This window comes from Arthrobacter sp. SPT-J7, assembly GCF_059089965.1.
The window spans coordinates 242,772-259,636 of sequence record NZ_JBNHFF010000001.1 but is presented as its reverse complement, the minus strand read 5'-3'; the positions used below and the strand labels follow the sequence as shown (position 1 = coordinate 259,636).

Genomic DNA, 16,865 nt, shown 5'->3' with positions numbered 1-16,865 from the left:
AAGGTTAGCGTGACGCGGCGTGCGCTACCCGACGGCACCGCGTGTCGCCGTCATAGCAGCCGAGGTCGGCCGCAGCTTCAATATTTAGGACGAATCGAATGGGGTGCACGATAGCGTCGGCTTTGACCGTTGACAACGCTTCCGCATTATTGGAGGCTAATGGATGTTAGCGCGCGGCTAGGGTCGCAGAGAATCTGATGGAGGGTCCGCAATGACTGAAACGGCGCGGCGAGGGTCCGCAAAGACTGAAACGGTGCAACGCTGCCAGATCGGGGAAGTTGTCGTCACCAAGGTGGTTGAGGCTGTATTTCATTCGCAGACCGAAATCTTGCTCCCTGGCACCTCCGCCGAGCACCTTCTAGCGAACCGAGACTGGCTTTCGCCTCATTTCATCGACGACGAAGGCAAGCTCCTCATCTCTATGCACTCGCTGCTCATTGATGCGGACGGCAAGAAGATAGTTGTGGACACCGGGGTCGGCGACGACCTGCCGACCGGATTCGAATACATGATCGTCCCCGGTCATCAATACCTTCGAGACCTGGAGGCAGCCGGCTTCGCACCAGACACGGTCGATTATGTTGTCAACACGCACCTTCACGTCGACCATGTGGGTTGGAACACTAAGCGCGAGGGCGAGCGCTGGGTCCCCACCTTTCCCAACGCGCGGTACATAGTTGCTAGGGAAGCGGTGGATGCGTGGCGCGAAAGCGCGGATTCCGGGCAGGACTTTCTAGGAACTGTGAACACGGTTCAGCCTTTGCTCGACGCGGGTGTGGTCGACCAAGTGGAACCAGATCATGTTTTGACCCCGAGCGTGCGGTTTGTCTCCACCCCTGGGCACAGCCGCGGGCACTTCTCCGTCGAAATCGTTTCGGGCGGACAGCGAGGTCTCATCACTGGCGACGCTTCGCACCACCCCGTGCAGTGGATCGGCCTTGAGTGGGGTTGCAGGTCAGACATCGATGTAGAAGAGTCCACTCGTACTCGTCAACGGATCTTAGACGAGTGCCTAGACACTGACACCCTGATCATGGGAACGCACTACGCAGGCGCGGTGGCAGGGCGCTTGACGACCACGCCGGATGGTATTCGCTTCGTCCCGCTGGCCAACTGACTCACTTTGGCATCTACCTACGGCCGCTGACCTTGCGGGCGACCATCTCGCGCATGATTTCGTTCGAGCCGCCGTAGATGTGATGCACCCGCGCGTCAAGGAAGGCCCTCGTCGAAGCCGGCCGCTCCCTTGTCGATGAACACCAGGCTGAAAGCATCCGGCTTGGGACTGCGAGGTCGTCGTGGATGGCGAGCTTGCCGGCGACGGAGCCTGCCGCCGTTCCCGTTTGCCACGACATGGCCTAACGCTCGTTAGCTCTTATCAATTATGACGTAAAGCTGCCGACCCGAACGTGCTTGCCGCACCCTGTTGCCGCAAAGCAATACCTCCGGGAACAGTGATTCGTTGCCTCATTGAAAACCTCCGGTATGGCTAGTGGTTCCAGGCCCTGTTGATTGGTTTTAGCGGGGCTGCTTTCTTTGCCAGGGCGAGGGTTTCCAGCTCCCCGGTCAGGGCCAGGATCTGGCGGGAAAGCGGGCCGGGCTTGATCCTTTTGAGCCCGGCGTTCATCTGGATGATCGGACGTTTGCGCATCTTCTGGTGCCTGATCGCGCGTTGGTGCGGCGTGGCCGGGACGTCGTGCTTCTTTCTGACTTTCGCCCCGTGGCGCTGCTTCTCGAGTAGCTTCTGCTGGGGCAGCAAGTAATTGGTGAAGACGCGGTCCAGTTCCCAGATTTCATTGAGCTTATCCAGCTCGGCGGCGGTGTCGTAACGCAGGTAGCCGACGAGTTCGCGGACGCGTGACCAGTTCTTCTGCTCGACGTGGGCGCCGTCGTTTTTGTTCCCGGGACGGGAACGGGTGAACGTGATTTCGTGTGCGTGGCAGTAGGCGAGCAGGTGCTCGTTGATGAACTCGGATCCGTTGTCGGAATCGATGCCGGTGATCGGGAACGGGAACACGGCGCTGATGTGTTCAAGGGCTTCGAAGACCCACTTGGCGGCCTTGTTCCGCACGGCCCGGTTCACGGTCCACCCGGTCGTAATGTCGGTTACTGTCAGGGTGAAACAGAATTCGCCGAAGGTGTTGCCGCCGTCATGGCCGACCAAATCGATCTCCACGAATCCCGGGACGGCGTCGTCCCATTCGGCCCAGGTACGGATGGCGATCTGGGATTTGAGCAGCGTGCCGGGCTTGGTACGCGAGCGTCCCCCGCGGGATCAGTTTGGCCCGTTCGCCGGCCAGTTTCCGGTCGATGGTCGCCGCGCTCATATGCACCAGCAGGTCGGCCTGGGCGTCACTGATCTTGATGTCATGATCGCGCCGCAGCATCGACACCAGGAACGGCATGGACGCAGCCAGGAGCTTACCGGCGGGGGCCCGGAGGACCGCCCAGCACTTGATCAGCGGCGGCAGCAGCTCCGGCCCGTAGACCGGTGTCCTGCGGGGCCTGGGCAGGACGATTTTCAGGACGAGGGCTTCTCTCAGGGCCGCCCTCGCGTAGTCGCGGTGCCAACCGGTCAACTCGACCAGCTCGTCCAGAATCTGGGACTTCCCTGCACGATCGGCGTTCTTGTAGGCGAGGGCTTTCTTCTTTGTCACAGCTTGCCGCTGGGCCATCGTTAGCTCCATAGAAACGGGCATGGTCCGCATCCGCTGCCTCACGGGTGAACCACGCCGTCAGGCGGAGGAATTCAAATGAGGCAACGTATCCGGCTACGCGAAGGTTTCTATGAGTCAACGCGCGGCACTCGCCATGCTGGCTAACACGTGTTAGGGTCCAAGTTGTCTCACAGTCGAGAATGGAGCCCCAGGTCACAAATGCGCAGATATACATCCGCGGTGGCAGCAGTAGCCGCAGTCAGCCTTCTTATGGGAGGTTGCTCCTCCGCCCCGGACGCCGACGGTGATGCTACGGGCGATGCCCTTGCCGACATGGAACCGATCGAGCTCGTATTCCACGATTACTCTCCCGAGAACGGTCCCGGCGGTCGGGACATTCTCAAGTTCCAAGCCGAGATTACTGAAAGAACTGGCGGGAAGGTAACTTTTAACAACTTCTGGTCGGGTGCGCTGTTCCCCACATCAGACACGTTGACGAGCGTCGGTGCAGGCGTCGCTGACATGGCGGCCTTCGTTTTGCAGTACGGGGGTAATGCCATCCCCGGGAGCAATTGGTTCACGGGAGCAGCTGGGATGAGCGCAAAGTCCTTTCCCGGCGGGTACCTCCAATCAATGGGAGCAACTGTTGAGCACTATGCGGCCACGGGCTTGGTCTCGGACGAACTCGCAGCCCATAACGTCGTGGAGCTCACGATCAGCGGAGCCTATCCGGTCGATATGCTCTGCACAGAATCGATCACGACCCCTGAGCAGGCAGCAGGCAAGATCGCCCGCGTGGGCGGTCCACCGTGGACGGGAGAAGTTGAGTCAATTGGCATGTCCACAGTCTTCCTTCCCGTCGCGGACAGCTACGAAGCCTTCCAACGAGGAGTCATCGATTGTTTCGCTGGGCCCGTGCCTGCCCTGATTTCAAGCGGGTTCTGGGAGATCGCGTCGCATTACATGCCGATGGGTATGAGTGGTGGTCTTGGCTCTGGCTGGATCATGAATAAGGACACGTGGGAAAGCCTTCCGCTCGAAGTGCAGCAGGTTTTCCACGATGCGGTTCCTGGTTTTCTAACCCAGAGGGTACGCACCACCCTCGAGGACTTCGCATACTGGGCGACCGAGGGTCCCGAAAAGTACGGATTGACTTTCGAGGACGTTTCACTGCTCCAGCCTTTGATGCTTGAGCATCAGCGCAGTGCCATCGCTGATCTGCCGACGTCTGCTCCGGCTAGTGTGAACAACCCGCAGGGCATGGTCGACGACTACGCCGCCGCTCTAGAGCGGTGGGCAGAGATGGTCGAAAGCCAGATCGGCGTGGAGGTCAATAACGAGCAGAGCGCTGCAGAGCTCCGAGTTGCAATGGTCGAAGCTATCGACAAGATCGACTGGGATGCATATCAGGAGCTTCTCAGAGAGACGCTCGCGCCGCACCGGCCGTCGGAATAGCCGCGACCACGCTGAGCTATAAGTTTTTGCACAACCGAAAGGAATAAGATGACCACGCCACCCAGCTGGGACGAAATCGATCAAGGAATTGCCGATCCGAAGTGGTACAAGGACGGTGAACCGCGGGCGGCTTTCAAGCGGCTTCGTGATGAAGACCCGGTTCGTTGGGTCGACTCGAAAGCGTACGGACGTCCGTTTTGGGTAGTGTCCCGCTATGAGGATGTGAAGACCATATTCATGGACCAGGTCAATTACAGTATCTATAGGGATATGCGTCTTCCTCGTAGCCCTGAACGCCTAACCAGCATGCAACTTCACGACTTGACGTACAACGCGAGTGTCGCGAGGATGGACCCGCCTCAACACACGATATTCCGCCAGCCGATGAACAAGTACTTCAGTGTCCCGAATATTTCACGGATGCGGACCAGCGTCGAGGAGGTCGTGGACGACCTGATCGCGCGTGCCGCGCAAGCGGGTCACACGGAGTTCGTTGAGGAGCTCGCGGGTGACATGCCGATGCACGTCATCCTCCAATTCCTTGGTGCGCCGCGGGAAGACTGGCACAGACTTCGCACGCTGGTGTGGCAGATCATGGCTCCCGCGGAACCACGGTTCGCGGTCGAAGGGCAGACTCCGCACGAGACTTCTACACAAGCGCGCAAAGAGCTCGCCGCATATTCGAAGGCAATCGCGGCCGAGCGCCGCCAGGAGCCGCGTGACGACTTCATTTCGGTGATAGCGGGGTGCTCGATCGAAGGGGTCCCGCTGGACGATCAGGAGGTCGCCGCCTGGGTAAACATGATCATCACCGGTGGCCTGGAAACCACTCGTAACGCCGCCACAGTCGGGCTCTGGCTCTTTCACCAGAATCGCGACCAGCTCGACCTCCTTATTGAGCGGCCGGAGCTGATGAATAGTGCGATTGATGAGATTCTTCGGTGGGTGACGCCTGCTCGTTTGCGCATGCGAGTCGCGAGGTTTGATCACCAGCTAGCAGGCAAGGAGATAAAGGCTGGCGACTGGGTCGTCCCACTCGTCTCATCTGCGAACATGGACGAACGAGTGTTTGATGACCCTGAACGGTTCGACATTCAACGAAACCCCAATCCGTACCTGTCATTCGGGGAAGGAATCCACAAATGTCTGGGGCGCCATCTCGCTCGACTGGAGCTTGTGGTCCTCTTCGAACGCTTCTTTGCAGCGTTCCCGAACTTCAGTATCCGTGACGCGGACCGTCCTGTGTGGATCGTCGACCACGTATCCAACGGGCTCGCCTCTCTCCATGTCGACCTTCACCCCGCGATGGCGAAACTCAGCACGTGATGTGGTGACAGACTCGACGACGCTGTCACCACATCCGCGCGCAACCGCAGACATCCTGCACTGACCCAGTCTGAGGTCAGTGCAGGATGTCTGCGCTGGCCTTCGTGTACGGGAGGATGTCGGACGTACGGCCGGAGGCGAGCTTGCTGACCCAGTCGGGGTCGGCCAGGAGCGCGCGTCCGACCCCGACCATGTCGAATTCCCCTTGTTCGAATAGCTCCATAAGTGGCTTGAGGCTGAGCGACGACTCAGATTCGTCCTCTCCCACGAAGGGCGAGGCGATCCCGACGGATCCGACAGCGATCGTCGGCAGGCCGGTGACGTACTTGGTCCAGCCGGCAAGGGTGCGAGCGGATCCGGTGAAGCCCGGCTGCCAAAAGCGCCGCGTCGAGACGTGGAAGAACGCGACCCCCGCGTCAACGAGCGGGGTTAGCATTTGCTCTAACTCGGGCCCGTTGCGCACGTTCTGCGCTTCGTAGTTCAACGACTTCCATTGCGAGAATCGGTAAGAGATAGGGAAGTCGCGTCCAGTGACCTCCCTGATCGCTCTGACAACCTCGGCGCCAAGACGCGAACGAGCGGCGATGCTGCCGTTATAGCGATCGGTGCGTCGGTTGGTGCTGTCCCACTTGAACGCATCGAGCAGGTAACCGTGCGCGCCGTGGATCTCGACGCCATCGAATCCGGCCTCCATCGCACCTTTCCCAGATCGCGCGAAGCCCTCAATGATCGCGTCGATAGTCGCTGTGTCCAGCGGGTTGCCGACGGGTTGCTGAGTGAGACCGATGCCGGACGGAGTAGCGACCGGCGCATCGGGGAACAGTCCGGTGTTCGGTCGGCGGGCGGGACCTTTGTGCCACAGTTGCGCAAAGATTCTGCCGCCACGGCTGTGGACCGCGTCGGTCACCTTGCGCCAGCCTGCGAGAGCAGAGTCGCCGTACGCGAATGGAACCCGGCTGGAGTCGCCCGCCGCCTCATGGTCCACATATGTTCCTTCCGTGACCAGCAGACCAACAGATGCCGCGCGCCGCGCGTAATATTCGGCTACGTCGTCACCGGGCACGTTCCCGGGAGAGAACTTTCGTGTCATCGGAGCCATCACGAAGCGGTTCGACATATTCAGCAGTCCCTGAAGGGGCTCGTACGGCGCCAAAAGGGGGCTGACGTCGACACCCTCAAGCAGCGACCGTGGGTCGGGCGAGCTCCCCGCATTTTCAGTCGTGGACGACAAAACACTCCGTTCGTTGGATTAGGCAGCGTCCCACAGTTGCGAAGAACGGGTAGCCAAAAAGGGTCCGCCACGCTTAGACTAACAGCAGTTAGCTGACGATTAGAACTATCTGTCGCCCGTATGCCGAGTGAGGCGCTGAGTGTGGGGGAATATCCATGCAATCTTCTGGCCCGATGATGTACTGGGAGGACTTCGAGCCTGGCCTGACGTTCGAACTCGGCCGACGCAGCGTCAACTCTGACGAAATCATCCGCATCGGGAGAGAATTCGACCCTCAGGTGTTTCACGTCGACCCGATAGGGGCCCGCGAGACTCATTTCGGTGGTCTTGTCGCCAGCGGGTGGCATACGGTCGGCGTATTCATGAAGATGTATGTCTCGGAACTGGTCTCCCGCACCGCCAATGTTGCAGGGCTTGGGATAGACAACCTGCGCTTCCTCGAACCAGTTCGACCCGACGATGTGTTGATCGGTCGCGCCACGGTAATTTCCGTTCGACCATCACAAGGCAAACCCGAAGCAGGAGTTCTAGTCATGGGCTGGGAGATGATCCGAGATGACGGCGTGATCGTCATGGAAGCGCGTTGCCCGTCGCTAGTGCTGCGTCGACCGAACTGAACGTTCCTGCGGAATGCCAGACCACCCGCCATGCGCAGCCGTCACCGCAGTCTCGCGCCAGGCGATGCGGCCCGGTGGATGCGTGGCGTCGCCGCCACGCATTCAATATTTCAGGCGGGGTCCGTACCCTCGTAGTCACGCTGCTGATTCGCGGGTACGTACCGCTCCTCTAGCTTGCGGACCTCTTCGTATGTTGGCTTAACGAACGCGTCGCCTTTCCCGATGAACTCCTCCGAGTCCTGCTCGGCAAAGAGGTCTTCAATGTATTCATCCACCGGTGCCATTTCCCCGGTGTTTTTCACCTTCAGTAACAGCTTCCAGGTCTCGGGAAGAGCGGGAACTGCGAATTGAACAATGTTGATGGCCTGGCCCATTGCGCTCAGTTCTGCGACTGATGGTGTGCGACCAGCCTGGCGGCTAGCGATCACATAAGCGGGGCCCGGGGTTTCAGCTAACAGCCACTGGCTTTCTTCCCATGTGCGAATCCCTTCGTAGAAAATCACGTCCACGCCGGTTTTGTCCCGGTACAGCTTTCCGCGCCGCAGCGCCTCCTCTAGCCCGCCGCCTGCTGCCCCGTACGCATCAGTTCGAGCGGTGATTACAAAGTCCCGGTCCAGCTCATCGCGAGCTTCGCACGCTGCAGCGAAGCGACCGATCGCTTCATCGTCTGAGACAAGCTCTACGCCCGCGTAGCCGCCTGTTATCTTCGGATCCCGTTGATCCTCAATGTGAATACCGGCGACCCCGGCCGCTACAAACTCCTGGACGGTCTTGCGTACGTTCTGAATACCGCCATATCCGGTGTCTGCATCGCAATAAACGGGGATATCGACCGCCTGCACGACACGCCGGGCTAAATCGACCACTTCAGTGCGAGCCACGAGGCCAACGTCGGGCATTCCATACCACCACGCCGTCATACCGCCGGAAATAGAGAACGCCTTGAACCCCGCTGCTTCGGCCATCTGAGCGTGAACCGGCATCACGCCAAACGGCATGAGCTCAGTGGTCTGACTCTCGAAAAGTCGCTTGAGGCGCGTCGTGCGACGGAGTGTGGTCATGACGAGCTCTTGGTCCCAAGCACCACGCCGACAAAGGTGCAATCCTCGTCGTAGTGATTGCGCCAAGCGTGGGGTGCGCCAGCCATAACCAGAACCGAACCTGGAGTGAGCACACGCACTTCCCCACCCGGCAAGGCAATATCTACCTTTCCGGACAGGATGATCTCGATATCTACTGTCTGCGACGCGTGCATATCGGCGTCGTCGGTAGCCACGTCGAGCGCACCGGGCATGCCTACAGCGTTGAGTTTGCCCGCGGAGTGCGCCTCGAAACGGAAGACTCCGACCTTACAGTCTCCTGGAGCGGGGAAAAGCATGTCTTTGGAGGGAGCGCCAACGTTGTCGGGCACAGAGGCTTGACCGATGATGTCCCAAAGCCACGCCGCTTCGGAAACTCCGGGTCTTTTACGAGTTGCGGCGTCCGCAGCGGGTCCTGGTTCGATGAACCGGGAAACACCGTTCTCATCGATCGCGGCGACCACTATCTGAAATTCGTTTGCTAGTGCCATTACCCATCTCCTCCTGTTCGACATATGCCGACGCCACCTGCGTCATCTGTCGTGACGCTGATAACGAGACAGCAGCGACCACAAGTCGCGCAACGCTCGCTTTCACCTAACGACGGTTAGGCGAAAGAGTAACAGAAGTCCCCGCTAATATCGCGCTGCGCATTGGGTTCGACACCGTCGATGGAACTCACTGGGAGCTAGGTCAAACTGGTCGTTTTGGGATCTTGTGAAGGTTGACAAATAGCTAACAGTTGTTAGTGTGGATCTCATTCTTCACGTGGAATCACAGCCATATACGGTGCACGTCCTGTGAAGGAACCACGATACAGAACTAGGCGGAACGACAGTCCAAAGTTAGCCGATGGGGCCAATAGCCACCGTGGCTGGGAACAATGTGCTTGCGTGGGTGCCAGGACAGTTGACGAGATGATTCCCGTTTGGCGGTATGTCGCGCGGAACCGATTATGAGTGGAAGGACGATCATGGACGACTTCAGAGGGCGCACTGCAGTGGTGACGGGGGGCGGCACCGGGATTGGCCGCGCGATCGCGCTGGCTCTTGCCGCGGAAGGTGCGAACGTTGTCGTGGCTGGCACCAGCGAACATCCCAAAGCCGTTGCGGATGAGATTGTCGCCGCTGGCGGACGAAGCCTCGCACACTTCGTGGATGTGAGGGATGTCGGCTCCGTCGAAGCCCTCGCGGACGCGGCATACAAAGAGTTTGGGTCTGTTGAGCTCTTGATCAACAACGCCGGCGTGACACTGCGTCCGTTCCGCGCCTCGTGGGACGCGAGCTTGGACGATTATCGCTGGGTTATGGACGTCAACTATTGGGGAGTCGTTCACGGCCATCATGTCTTTGTGCCTCGGATGCTTGAAACGGAAGGCGAAAAGCACATCGTCAACAACTCATCCGTGGCATCTTTGAAGTCAATCGCCGGTCACGCGCCCTACAGCGCGTCAAAGGCGGCGGTCGATGGCTTCTCACGGTGCGCGAGAGAAGAGCTCAAGACCCAGGGCATCGGAGTGAGCATCTTGCACCCGGGGGCTGTGCGCACCCCGATCGTCTCGATCGAGAGCAAGAGGCCCGCGAATGAACAGTCGGAAAACCGGAACGTGAAGCCGTGGAGCGACTACGACCAAGCGAGTAAGTCTCGTATCAAAGCGTCGGCGGGTCCCCTCCAGGGCGGAGAAGATCCCGATGTGGCTGCAGTCGAGAACGAATACATCAGCACAAACAATGTGGGCAATCTCGTGCTCGCGGGGATCCGGGCAAACATGCCTCACATCTTGACGCATCCGGCCCCCTCATCCATGCAGGCAGAGTTCGAAAGTATCCTTGCGGGTGCGCCGGCGCCACGGGTTGACTGATCGCACCGTGTCCCGTGCGGGGAAGGAAATGGGCAATATGAGCGAGCTTCGTCGCACAACCCGGCTGAAGCGACTCTTTGAGAGTCCACGCACGGAGTTGATGCCGTTTGGGGTGTTTCCGGTCCACGCGCAGATGGCTGAACACGCCGGGTTCGGCGCGTTCCACATATCGGGAGCGCTAATGGCGTGGTGGTACGGGCATCCCGACGTCGGGCTGCTCACGCGCACCGAGGTCATCGACCTCGCTCGACGGGTCGTGCAGTCGGTGGACATTCCAATCTATTGCGACGCAGACACCGGGTACGGCGGAATCCAGAATGTGCGCAAGACGGTACAAGAGTTCATCGCCGCGGGCGTCGCGGGCATTCATATCGAAGATCAACTCGACCCGAAGAAGGCCGGCAACCTGGCAGGAATCTCCCTCGTGTCGGACGAAGAGGCGATTGGTCGGCTGCGCGCCGCGTGTGAGGCAAGGGACGAGCTTGATCCCGACTTCGTGATAACAGCTCGCACTGATGGATATACCGCATCGGGCGGCAGTCTCGACGAGGCTCTTCGCCGCGGGCTGCTCTACAAAAAAGAGACAGGCGTGGACGTCATCTTTTACGAGGGGATCCGAACCTGGGAGGAAAGCAAGCGACTTCTGGCCGCTACCCCGGGACCGGCGTACGTCATCGCAGCACGGCAGGCCGGACCGACGCCGCCTGTCGCAGAACTCAGTGCCATGGGTCAGGCCATCAATATTGTGCAGTTCGCTGTACCGGCCCTTCCTGAGACATGGCAGCTGCTGCTGCAAGTCAAGAAGACCGGCGAGTTGCGCCCGGTCGATGACTATATCGATGGCTTGTTCGCGACTGAGGGAACTGAGGAGTTCATCGGAAAAGGAGACGCGTTCGTGCGACCAACGTACGCGGAGGTCCGCGAGCTCGAACGACGGTTTGTACCGGAGAACCAGCAGCGCGACTACGAAGGAACAACTAACTAAAGAACTAAGGAACAACTAACTAAAGAACTACAGGGGCGGCCAGACACTGGCCGCCCCTGTAGTTCTTTAGCATCGCCACGGTCAGTCCGAGATTTGAGCCGCGTTGTAGTTTCGAAATCCGTGCACGAAGTGGTAAAGCACCCCCGCCAGCAAGGTCGTGACGCCGAGAACGCCGTACATGCCACGGAAGCCTGTCAGCGGCAGCAGCGCACCGAGCAAGAACGGACCAACTCCGAATCCAGCTTCCATGACGACGAAGAACGTCGACGTAGCGACGCCGACCCTGTGCCGGGGCGACATCGTGACAGCGATGGTCTGCGCACTCAGGGGAAGCACTCCGAGGCCAAAGCCGATGAATACGGCCGAAAGGACCAGAACAAACCCGTCGGGCGAGTACCCGAGAAGACCGAGACCGAGGGCGAGCGCGAGAAGCGTGGGGTAGATCACTGCGTTGTCGCCACGACGGTCCTGAATTCGTCCGACGAAAAGACGAACGATGAGCATCGCGCCGGCGGACACGAGAAAGAAGACGCTGGCCGCTGTCACCATGTTTTCCGCTTGGGCGAACGAGTTGAGGAATGTCAGCACCCCCGAGAAACCGACCGCGACTACGAACATGACGCTGCCAATCGCAAGGCACGATGGCTCGAACAAATCAATTGGGCGCATCCGCCATTTGCTGGCCACCTGCTCCGGCGTCAGCCGCTGTTCCGGCAGCCGAAGGAACACGGCAAGGACGAGCCCAGCAGACGCAGCCGCCGAGCCAACTGCGAACACCGCGTCGTGCGTCGCCGAGGCGGTGAGCACGATTGCAAGGAAGGGCCCAGCGGCGCTCGCCAACGTGGTTGCAATGCCAAAGTACCCGATTCCCTCTCCGAGCCGCCCGGCAGGGATCACCGAGACGACGGATGCCGCGATGACAGTGCTTGCCGCGCCGAAGGCGATTCCATGCACAGCCCGCATAATCATCAGCAGGAAGAGGGTGTCCGCAAGAGGGTAGAGCGCCCCTGCCACCAGAAACAGAAACAGTGCGATTAGAAGCATTCGCCTTCTACCGACGAAGTCGAGAAACTTACCGGCGAAGGGGCGCGCCAGAACCGCCCCTAGTACGAAGCAACTCGCGACGAAACCGGCGGCTGACTCGGAGGCTTGGAACTGCTCAACAGCGAAAAGCACCATCGACGTCATCAGCAGATAGAACACCAGGGTGACAAAGAAATTCACAGCGATAGAGAGCACGAACCGCCGGCTCCACAATCTCGTTTCGAATCTCACGCGCTCACAACTCCTGCACAGACGGTCGGTCCAAACACCCGTGTCACCGGAGCGTCCGAGGCGCTAACGACGGAGCTACTGCAATGTCTATGCGCCCGGTCGGCGCAAGATGAGTCCGGAGGTTGGCCCGGCTTGCGGGCCGGCCACCAATGCGACTCCGGCGTCCTTGATCTGGTTGTCGGCTGTACCCCGCAGCTGCTTCACCGCCTCCACAATGTTCCTGAAGCCGTGGGAGTACCCCGACGCCAAGTCTCCGCCGTGCGGGTTGAGGGGAAGACGGCCATCCGGAGCAAACTCGCCCGCGTTTAGCCGCTCGACAACCTCCCCTGGTCCGCTCAGGCCAAACTGCTCAGCGGTCAGAAGCAGGGTAAAGCTGGTGCAGTCGTAAACGAGTCCGACGTCGAGCTGATCGGCGGTGAGCCCGCTCTCTTCGTACAGTTTTCTCGCGACCCATGACGCCGGGCTATCTAGGTTTGACGTCAGCACGCGAGAATCGAAGAAGGCACGCGGATCCGGCCCATGCGATTGGCCGGAAGCGACAATTTCGATCGGCTTGAGGTCGGAGTCGCGGACTAGGTCTTCGTTGGCCACTAACACCACGCTGCTCGTGTCGGCGAGGGCGAGTTCGTCGTACCTAGTGAAAGGCCCGATCGTGAGAGGTGCGCTGAAGTAGTCTTCGCGGGAGACCTGCTCATTGTAGATCGCTTGACGGTTGAGGGCCGCGTTTGCGCGCATTAGATTAACCGTCGAGAAAAGCGCTTCACGATCCATCGGATACTTGGCCGCATATTGACTGTAGAACGCGGCAAACAACCCTAGGTAACCGGTCCACCCGACTGGACGAAGGTACCAAGGTGTTTCCATGTAGTACGGACGCAGTGGATCAGCGGTGACCATCTGCTTCATCCACGAATCGGCGGTCACCGTACGGAAGCACAGAACCGCCTTGGCTTTTCCAGCCTCCACGACTGAGCGGGCGACGTCGACCACAGCGGCGCAGGAACCACCTCCGAAGGGCACCTCAACCGCGAGGTTCAAGTCCTTGGCGCCAAGGTTGGCTAGCAACGCGAACGAGTTGATCGACGTGTCATATGTGTACTTGACGACGCCGTCGACATCGTGCGGCGAGATTCCCGCGTCAGCGCAGGCTCGGAGTGCGGCCTCGACCGTCATCGCGTCGCCGGAGCGCCCTGAGCCCCGAGGAGTCAATTCTGTCTCGCCAATTCCTGCGATCACTGCTTTGCTTCTGCTTGTCATTCTTACCTTCTCCTCGCGTTCCGTACACGTTTCGCGGCCGACTGCGGCCGCCGCTGCGTAGGGCTGCTCATTCGTAATTTCGGACGCGGACCGGACTTTGCGGCTTCACACCCGCCGCGCCGACGCCCCGCTCACCGGCCGGAAACGACCTCAGCGTTCAATTCGATTGTCGGAACGGGTCGACCCGTTAGGTTCGCGATGCGGAGTTGTACGACCTGGCCGTGGTGAAGCGACTCGACTCCTGGTCCAGTAAGCAGCGCAGGAACGTGGCACTCTTCGCTGATGGCGTGAGGCTGGACGAAGACCGTTGCGTAGGTCGTGTGCTCCAGGAGCTTCTTCGGAATCGCAACACTCGGCGTTTCTTCTCCGCCTTCCACAGGTATCCAACTGGTGACTGTTGCGGCGCCCCCGATGTCGTACCAGTCAAGGTCGGACGAATGACAACGGTTACAGATCAGCATGGGTGGGAACTGCGGTTTGTCGCAGGAAGTACAGACTTGGACCGCCACGCGAGCGCTCTCCGCCACAATTGACGAGAATTGCTCCGCAAGACCGAAAGCCCCGGCAGCGACGTCACTACGAATTAGTCGTCGGTTCTCGTTTGTCACGCTATCTACGCTCCTCAGATACTTCTATGGGCTTCGGGCGATTTGGCAGCGTTCTCTTTCTGCCAATACGTGGTCTGCGAACTTCGCGCCCGGACAGGAACAAGCTACCATGAGTTAGCTTGCAGTTCCACCTTCTCGATTGCCAGGTTGTGTAGACAAGATGACTATCCGGCGTTAGCGTGAATCGCGCGCACTCGGCCCATACCGCTTTGGAAACAAGGGGATCGAGAAGCTTTCAACTAGCGCGACGGTACTCTGCCTCCGCTCGCAAAACCCGAAATAGGAGAAGTCATGGCCAACAAGACACTCACGCTGACTGGCAAGGTCGCTCTCGTTACTGGAGCGGGGCGCGGCTTGGGCCGGGCGGAAGCTCTCGCGCTCGCAGAGGCAGGGTGTGCGGTAGTGGTCAATGACCTTGGCACCGACCTCGGAGGCAGCGGTCGCACTTCGGACCACGCCGACGCGGTGGTCGCGGAGATTGTCGCCCGCGGTGGGAACGCGATTGCCGACTACGGCGATGTCGCCGACGAGGACGATGTCGACGGCATGATCCGCGCCGCGACCGAAGCTTTTGGACGACTGGACATCGTGGTCAATAACGCCGGCAATCAGCCGCCAGCCAAAGTCGTGCCGGACATCGACCTCGCTGACCTTGACCGTGTGATGAGGGTTCACGTCAGGGGCAGCTTCTGCATCGCCATCGCCGCCACGCGCCATTGGCGTGAGCAAGCTCGCCGCCAGAAGGCGCCGGTGGACGCAAGGCTGATCATGACCTCCTCGGAGGGGTACATCAACGCTGCGCCCTGGCGCGTCGACTACTGCGCAGCGAAGGCGGCCGTGACCACTCTTGCATTGGGCGCCGCGCAGACCTGCCGCCAGTTCGGTGTGCGTGTGAACGCGCTTTGTCCCCGCGCCACCACCCGGATGGTGAAGCCGGAAAGCGATACATCGCAGGTCACGCCAGAGGACGAGATTACCGGCCCCGACAATGTGGCGCCGCTTGTAGTGGCGCTGGCTGGCCCGGCTGGCGCCAACGTGAACGGCCAAGTCTTTGCCAGTGGGGGCGGCATGTTCCGCATTCTCGACGGCCCATCGCCGCGCTTCGATTACCACGACGACAGAGTTCTCACATCAGATGAGCTCGCCACGCTGATCACCGACAATTTCGACGACGACAGCCCGGGCTACGTGACCCAAAAGCCAACAAACAGTCTCATCCTCGACGGACTGCGCGACCAATTCGACTTCCTGCCGGAAGCGGTCTCCCCCTGAATCGATCCCTATGATCGCGGAGGTCCACCTGATAGGCTAACTGCAGTTAGCGAATGTAACATAATTGGAGGCCCCTTTGAGAGACGCAGTAATCGTAGAAGCGGTTCGCACACCGGTTGGAAAGCGCAATGGCGGCTTGGCCAATGTGCACTCGGCCGACCTGTCGGCTCATGCGCTCAACGCCCTTGTCGGACGGGCGGATGTTGATCCCCAGCTAGTCGACGATGTTATCTGGGGCTGTGTACAGCAGGTCGGGCAGCAGGCGATGAATATCGGCCGGACCGCTGTCCTGAGTGCAGGATGGCCGGAGTCGGTGCCAGCCACCACGATCGATCGCCAGTGCGGGTCGTCCCAGCAAGCCGTTCACTTCGCTGCGGCAGGCCTCATCGCCGGCCAGTACGATGTTGTCGTCGCTGGCGGTGTCGAGGTAATGAGCGCTGTGCCGATGGGATCTTCTATTGGCAACCCCGACCTGGGGGATTGGCTGAGCCCGAATCTCGCCGCACGCTACGAGGGCGCGACGTTCAACCAGGGCCTCGGCGCGGAGGCGATCGCTGAAAGATGGAACCTCAGCAGGGAGCAACTCGACGAGTACGCCTTCCAGTCTCACCAACGGATGGCGCAGGCCGTGGATGCAGGCCATTTTGAGGGCGAGATTGCACCAATTCAACTCGCTAATGGCGAGTTAGTGGATGCAGATGAGGGTCTGAGAAGGTCAACCACCACGGAGAAGCTCGCCACCCTCCAGCCCGTCTTTCGGTCGGATGGCATGATCCATGCGGGAAACTCGTCACAGATCAGTGACGGCTCCAGCGCCCTGTTGATGATGACGTCTGACAAGGCCAAGGAACTCGGACGCAAGCCCCTGGCGCGCGTGCACACCGCAGTGCTGGCGGGCGATGACCCCGTCATGATGTTGACAGCGCCTATCGGGGCGACGGCCAAGGCCATTAAACAGTCTGGTCTCAGTGTCGAGGACATGGGGGTGTTTGAGGTTAACGAAGCGTTTGCTCCTGTCCCCCTGGCCTGGCTTGCCGAAACCGGAGCCCGGCCCGAATTGATGAATCCGAACGGTGGCGCTATCGCAATGGGGCATCCGCTCGGCGGGTCAGGCGCCCGCCTCATGACGACGATGGTGCACCACATGGTGCGCAATCGGATCCGGTACGGCCTGCAGACGATGTGCGAGGGCGGCGGTCTCGCAAACGCGACCATTCTCGAGTTGCTGGACTGACCGACGCC

The 16,865-nt window shown here is 60.1% G+C and carries 17 protein-coding genes; 8 read left to right on the top strand and 9 right to left on the bottom strand.

What is annotated here, in order from left to right; genetic code table 11:
* The first annotated feature begins 211 nt into the window (after positions 1–211).
* Positions 212–1,117 carry an MBL fold metallo-hydrolase gene (locus tag AC5RWX_RS01160; protein WP_493939864.1) on the top strand — a complete coding sequence of 302 codons (906 nt, stop codon included), beginning with the start codon at positions 212–214 and terminating at the stop codon, positions 1,115–1,117.
* A 13-nt stretch (positions 1,118–1,130) separates the two neighbouring features.
* On the opposite strand, the gene AC5RWX_RS01155 is transcribed toward AC5RWX_RS01160, so the two are convergent.
* The 3 genes from AC5RWX_RS01155 to AC5RWX_RS01145 form a co-directional block, all read right to left on the bottom strand.
* Entirely contained in the window at positions 1,131–1,355 is a 225-nt protein-coding gene (locus AC5RWX_RS01155) for an acyl-CoA dehydrogenase family protein (protein WP_493939863.1), read from the bottom strand.
* Positions 1,356–1,489: 134 nt separating this feature from the next.
* A complete protein-coding gene (locus AC5RWX_RS01150) occupies positions 1,490–2,176 on the bottom strand; it encodes an integrase catalytic domain-containing protein (protein WP_493939862.1) in 687 nt (228 codons plus the stop codon).
* A complete protein-coding gene (locus AC5RWX_RS01145; RefSeq protein ID WP_493939861.1) occupies positions 2,151–2,675 on the bottom strand; it encodes a hypothetical protein in 525 nt (174 codons plus the stop codon). Before AC5RWX_RS01145 ends, AC5RWX_RS01150 begins: the two co-directional genes overlap by 26 nt.
* A 222-nt stretch (positions 2,676–2,897) precedes the next feature.
* On the opposite strand from AC5RWX_RS01145, the gene AC5RWX_RS01140 reads away from it, so the two are divergent.
* Entirely contained in the window at positions 2,898–4,112 is a 1,215-nt protein-coding gene (locus AC5RWX_RS01140; protein WP_493939860.1) for a type 2 periplasmic-binding domain-containing protein, read from the top strand.
* Positions 4,113–4,160: 48 nt separating this feature from the next.
* The gene (locus tag AC5RWX_RS01135; RefSeq protein WP_493939859.1) at positions 4,161–5,438 is read left to right on the top strand and encodes a cytochrome P450; all 1,278 of its coding nucleotides are present in this window, start codon (positions 4,161–4,163) and stop codon (positions 5,436–5,438) included.
* 76 nt (positions 5,439–5,514) lie between these two features.
* Here AC5RWX_RS01135 and AC5RWX_RS01130 read toward each other — a convergent pair whose 3' ends face one another.
* Positions 5,515–6,555 carry an NADH:flavin oxidoreductase gene (locus AC5RWX_RS01130; protein WP_493939858.1) on the bottom strand — a complete coding sequence of 347 codons (1,041 nt, stop codon included), beginning with the start codon at positions 6,553–6,555 and terminating at the stop codon, positions 5,515–5,517.
* A gap of 269 nt (positions 6,556–6,824) precedes the next feature.
* Here AC5RWX_RS01130 and AC5RWX_RS01125 point away from each other — a divergent pair, with 269 nt between their 5' ends.
* A complete protein-coding gene (locus AC5RWX_RS01125; protein ID WP_493939857.1) occupies positions 6,825–7,286 on the top strand; it encodes a MaoC/PaaZ C-terminal domain-containing protein in 462 nt (153 codons plus the stop codon).
* 110 nt (positions 7,287–7,396) lie between these two features.
* Here the strand turns inward: AC5RWX_RS01125 and AC5RWX_RS01120 are convergent, their stop codons facing one another.
* Positions 7,397–8,347 (bottom strand): isocitrate lyase/PEP mutase family protein, encoded by a 951-nt coding sequence (locus AC5RWX_RS01120; RefSeq protein ID WP_493939856.1) that lies wholly within the window; start codon positions 8,345–8,347, stop codon positions 7,397–7,399.
* Entirely contained in the window at positions 8,344–8,856 is a 513-nt protein-coding gene (locus AC5RWX_RS01115) for a cupin domain-containing protein (RefSeq protein WP_493939855.1), read from the bottom strand. The genes AC5RWX_RS01120 and AC5RWX_RS01115 overlap by 4 nt, the downstream gene beginning before the upstream one ends.
* 482 nt (positions 8,857–9,338) lie before the next feature.
* On the opposite strand from AC5RWX_RS01115, the gene AC5RWX_RS01110 reads away from it, so the two are divergent.
* Both AC5RWX_RS01110 and AC5RWX_RS01105 read left to right on the top strand, forming a co-directional pair.
* A complete protein-coding gene (locus AC5RWX_RS01110) occupies positions 9,339–10,226 on the top strand; it encodes an SDR family NAD(P)-dependent oxidoreductase (RefSeq protein ID WP_493939854.1) in 888 nt (295 codons plus the stop codon).
* A gap of 37 nt (positions 10,227–10,263) precedes the next feature.
* The gene (locus AC5RWX_RS01105) at positions 10,264–11,211 is read left to right on the top strand and encodes an isocitrate lyase/PEP mutase family protein (protein WP_494096872.1); all 948 of its coding nucleotides are present in this window, start codon (positions 10,264–10,266) and stop codon (positions 11,209–11,211) included.
* An 81-nt stretch (positions 11,212–11,292) separates the two neighbouring features.
* On the opposite strand, the gene AC5RWX_RS01100 is transcribed toward AC5RWX_RS01105, so the two are convergent.
* The 3 genes from AC5RWX_RS01100 to AC5RWX_RS01090 all read right to left on the bottom strand — a co-directional run bounded on the left by AC5RWX_RS01100 (position 11,293) and on the right by AC5RWX_RS01090 (position 14,252).
* Complete coding sequence (locus tag AC5RWX_RS01100; RefSeq protein WP_494096871.1) at positions 11,293–12,450, bottom strand: MFS transporter; 1,158 nt, start codon at positions 12,448–12,450, stop codon at positions 11,293–11,295.
* Between the two features lie 123 nt (positions 12,451–12,573).
* Positions 12,574–13,743: a thiolase C-terminal domain-containing protein gene (locus AC5RWX_RS01095; protein WP_493939851.1), complete on the bottom strand. Its 1,170-nt coding sequence runs from the start codon at positions 13,741–13,743 to the stop codon at positions 12,574–12,576.
* 131 nt (positions 13,744–13,874) lie between these two features.
* Entirely contained in the window at positions 13,875–14,252 is a 378-nt protein-coding gene (locus tag AC5RWX_RS01090; protein ID WP_493939899.1) for a Zn-ribbon domain-containing OB-fold protein, read from the bottom strand.
* A gap of 390 nt (positions 14,253–14,642) precedes the next feature.
* Here AC5RWX_RS01090 and AC5RWX_RS01085 point away from each other — a divergent pair, with 390 nt between their 5' ends.
* Both AC5RWX_RS01085 and AC5RWX_RS01080 read left to right on the top strand, forming a co-directional pair.
* Positions 14,643–15,623 carry an SDR family NAD(P)-dependent oxidoreductase gene (locus AC5RWX_RS01085; RefSeq protein WP_493939850.1) on the top strand — a complete coding sequence of 327 codons (981 nt, stop codon included), beginning with the start codon at positions 14,643–14,645 and terminating at the stop codon, positions 15,621–15,623.
* A gap of 76 nt (positions 15,624–15,699) precedes the next feature.
* Entirely contained in the window at positions 15,700–16,857 is a 1,158-nt protein-coding gene (locus tag AC5RWX_RS01080) for a thiolase family protein (protein ID WP_493939849.1), read from the top strand.
* Positions 16,858–16,865: the final 8 nt, after the last annotated feature.

Coding starts and splice junctions, on each gene's coding strand:
- AC5RWX_RS01085 (WP_493939850.1), top strand. CDS start 14,643: ATGGCCAACAAGACACTCACGCTGACTGGCAAGGTCGCTCTCGTTACT.
- AC5RWX_RS01120 (WP_493939856.1), bottom strand. CDS start 8,347: ATGACCACACTCCGTCGCACGACGCGCCTCAAGCGACTTTTCGAGAGT.
- AC5RWX_RS01145 (WP_493939861.1), bottom strand. CDS start 2,675: ATGGCCCAGCGGCAAGCTGTGACAAAGAAGAAAGCCCTCGCCTACAAG.
- AC5RWX_RS01110 (WP_493939854.1), top strand. CDS start 9,339: ATGGACGACTTCAGAGGGCGCACTGCAGTGGTGACGGGGGGCGGCACC.
- AC5RWX_RS01130 (WP_493939858.1), bottom strand. CDS start 6,555: ATGTCGAACCGCTTCGTGATGGCTCCGATGACACGAAAGTTCTCTCCC.
- AC5RWX_RS01095 (WP_493939851.1), bottom strand. CDS start 13,743: ATGACAAGCAGAAGCAAAGCAGTGATCGCAGGAATTGGCGAGACAGAA.
- AC5RWX_RS01135 (WP_493939859.1), top strand. CDS start 4,161: ATGACCACGCCACCCAGCTGGGACGAAATCGATCAAGGAATTGCCGAT.
- AC5RWX_RS01125 (WP_493939857.1), top strand. CDS start 6,825: ATGCAATCTTCTGGCCCGATGATGTACTGGGAGGACTTCGAGCCTGGC.
- AC5RWX_RS01105 (WP_494096872.1), top strand. CDS start 10,264: ATGAGCGAGCTTCGTCGCACAACCCGGCTGAAGCGACTCTTTGAGAGT.
- AC5RWX_RS01115 (WP_493939855.1), bottom strand. CDS start 8,856: ATGGCACTAGCAAACGAATTTCAGATAGTGGTCGCCGCGATCGATGAG.
- AC5RWX_RS01155 (WP_493939863.1), bottom strand. CDS start 1,355: ATGTCGTGGCAAACGGGAACGGCGGCAGGCTCCGTCGCCGGCAAGCTC.
- AC5RWX_RS01160 (WP_493939864.1), top strand. CDS start 212: ATGACTGAAACGGCGCGGCGAGGGTCCGCAAAGACTGAAACGGTGCAA.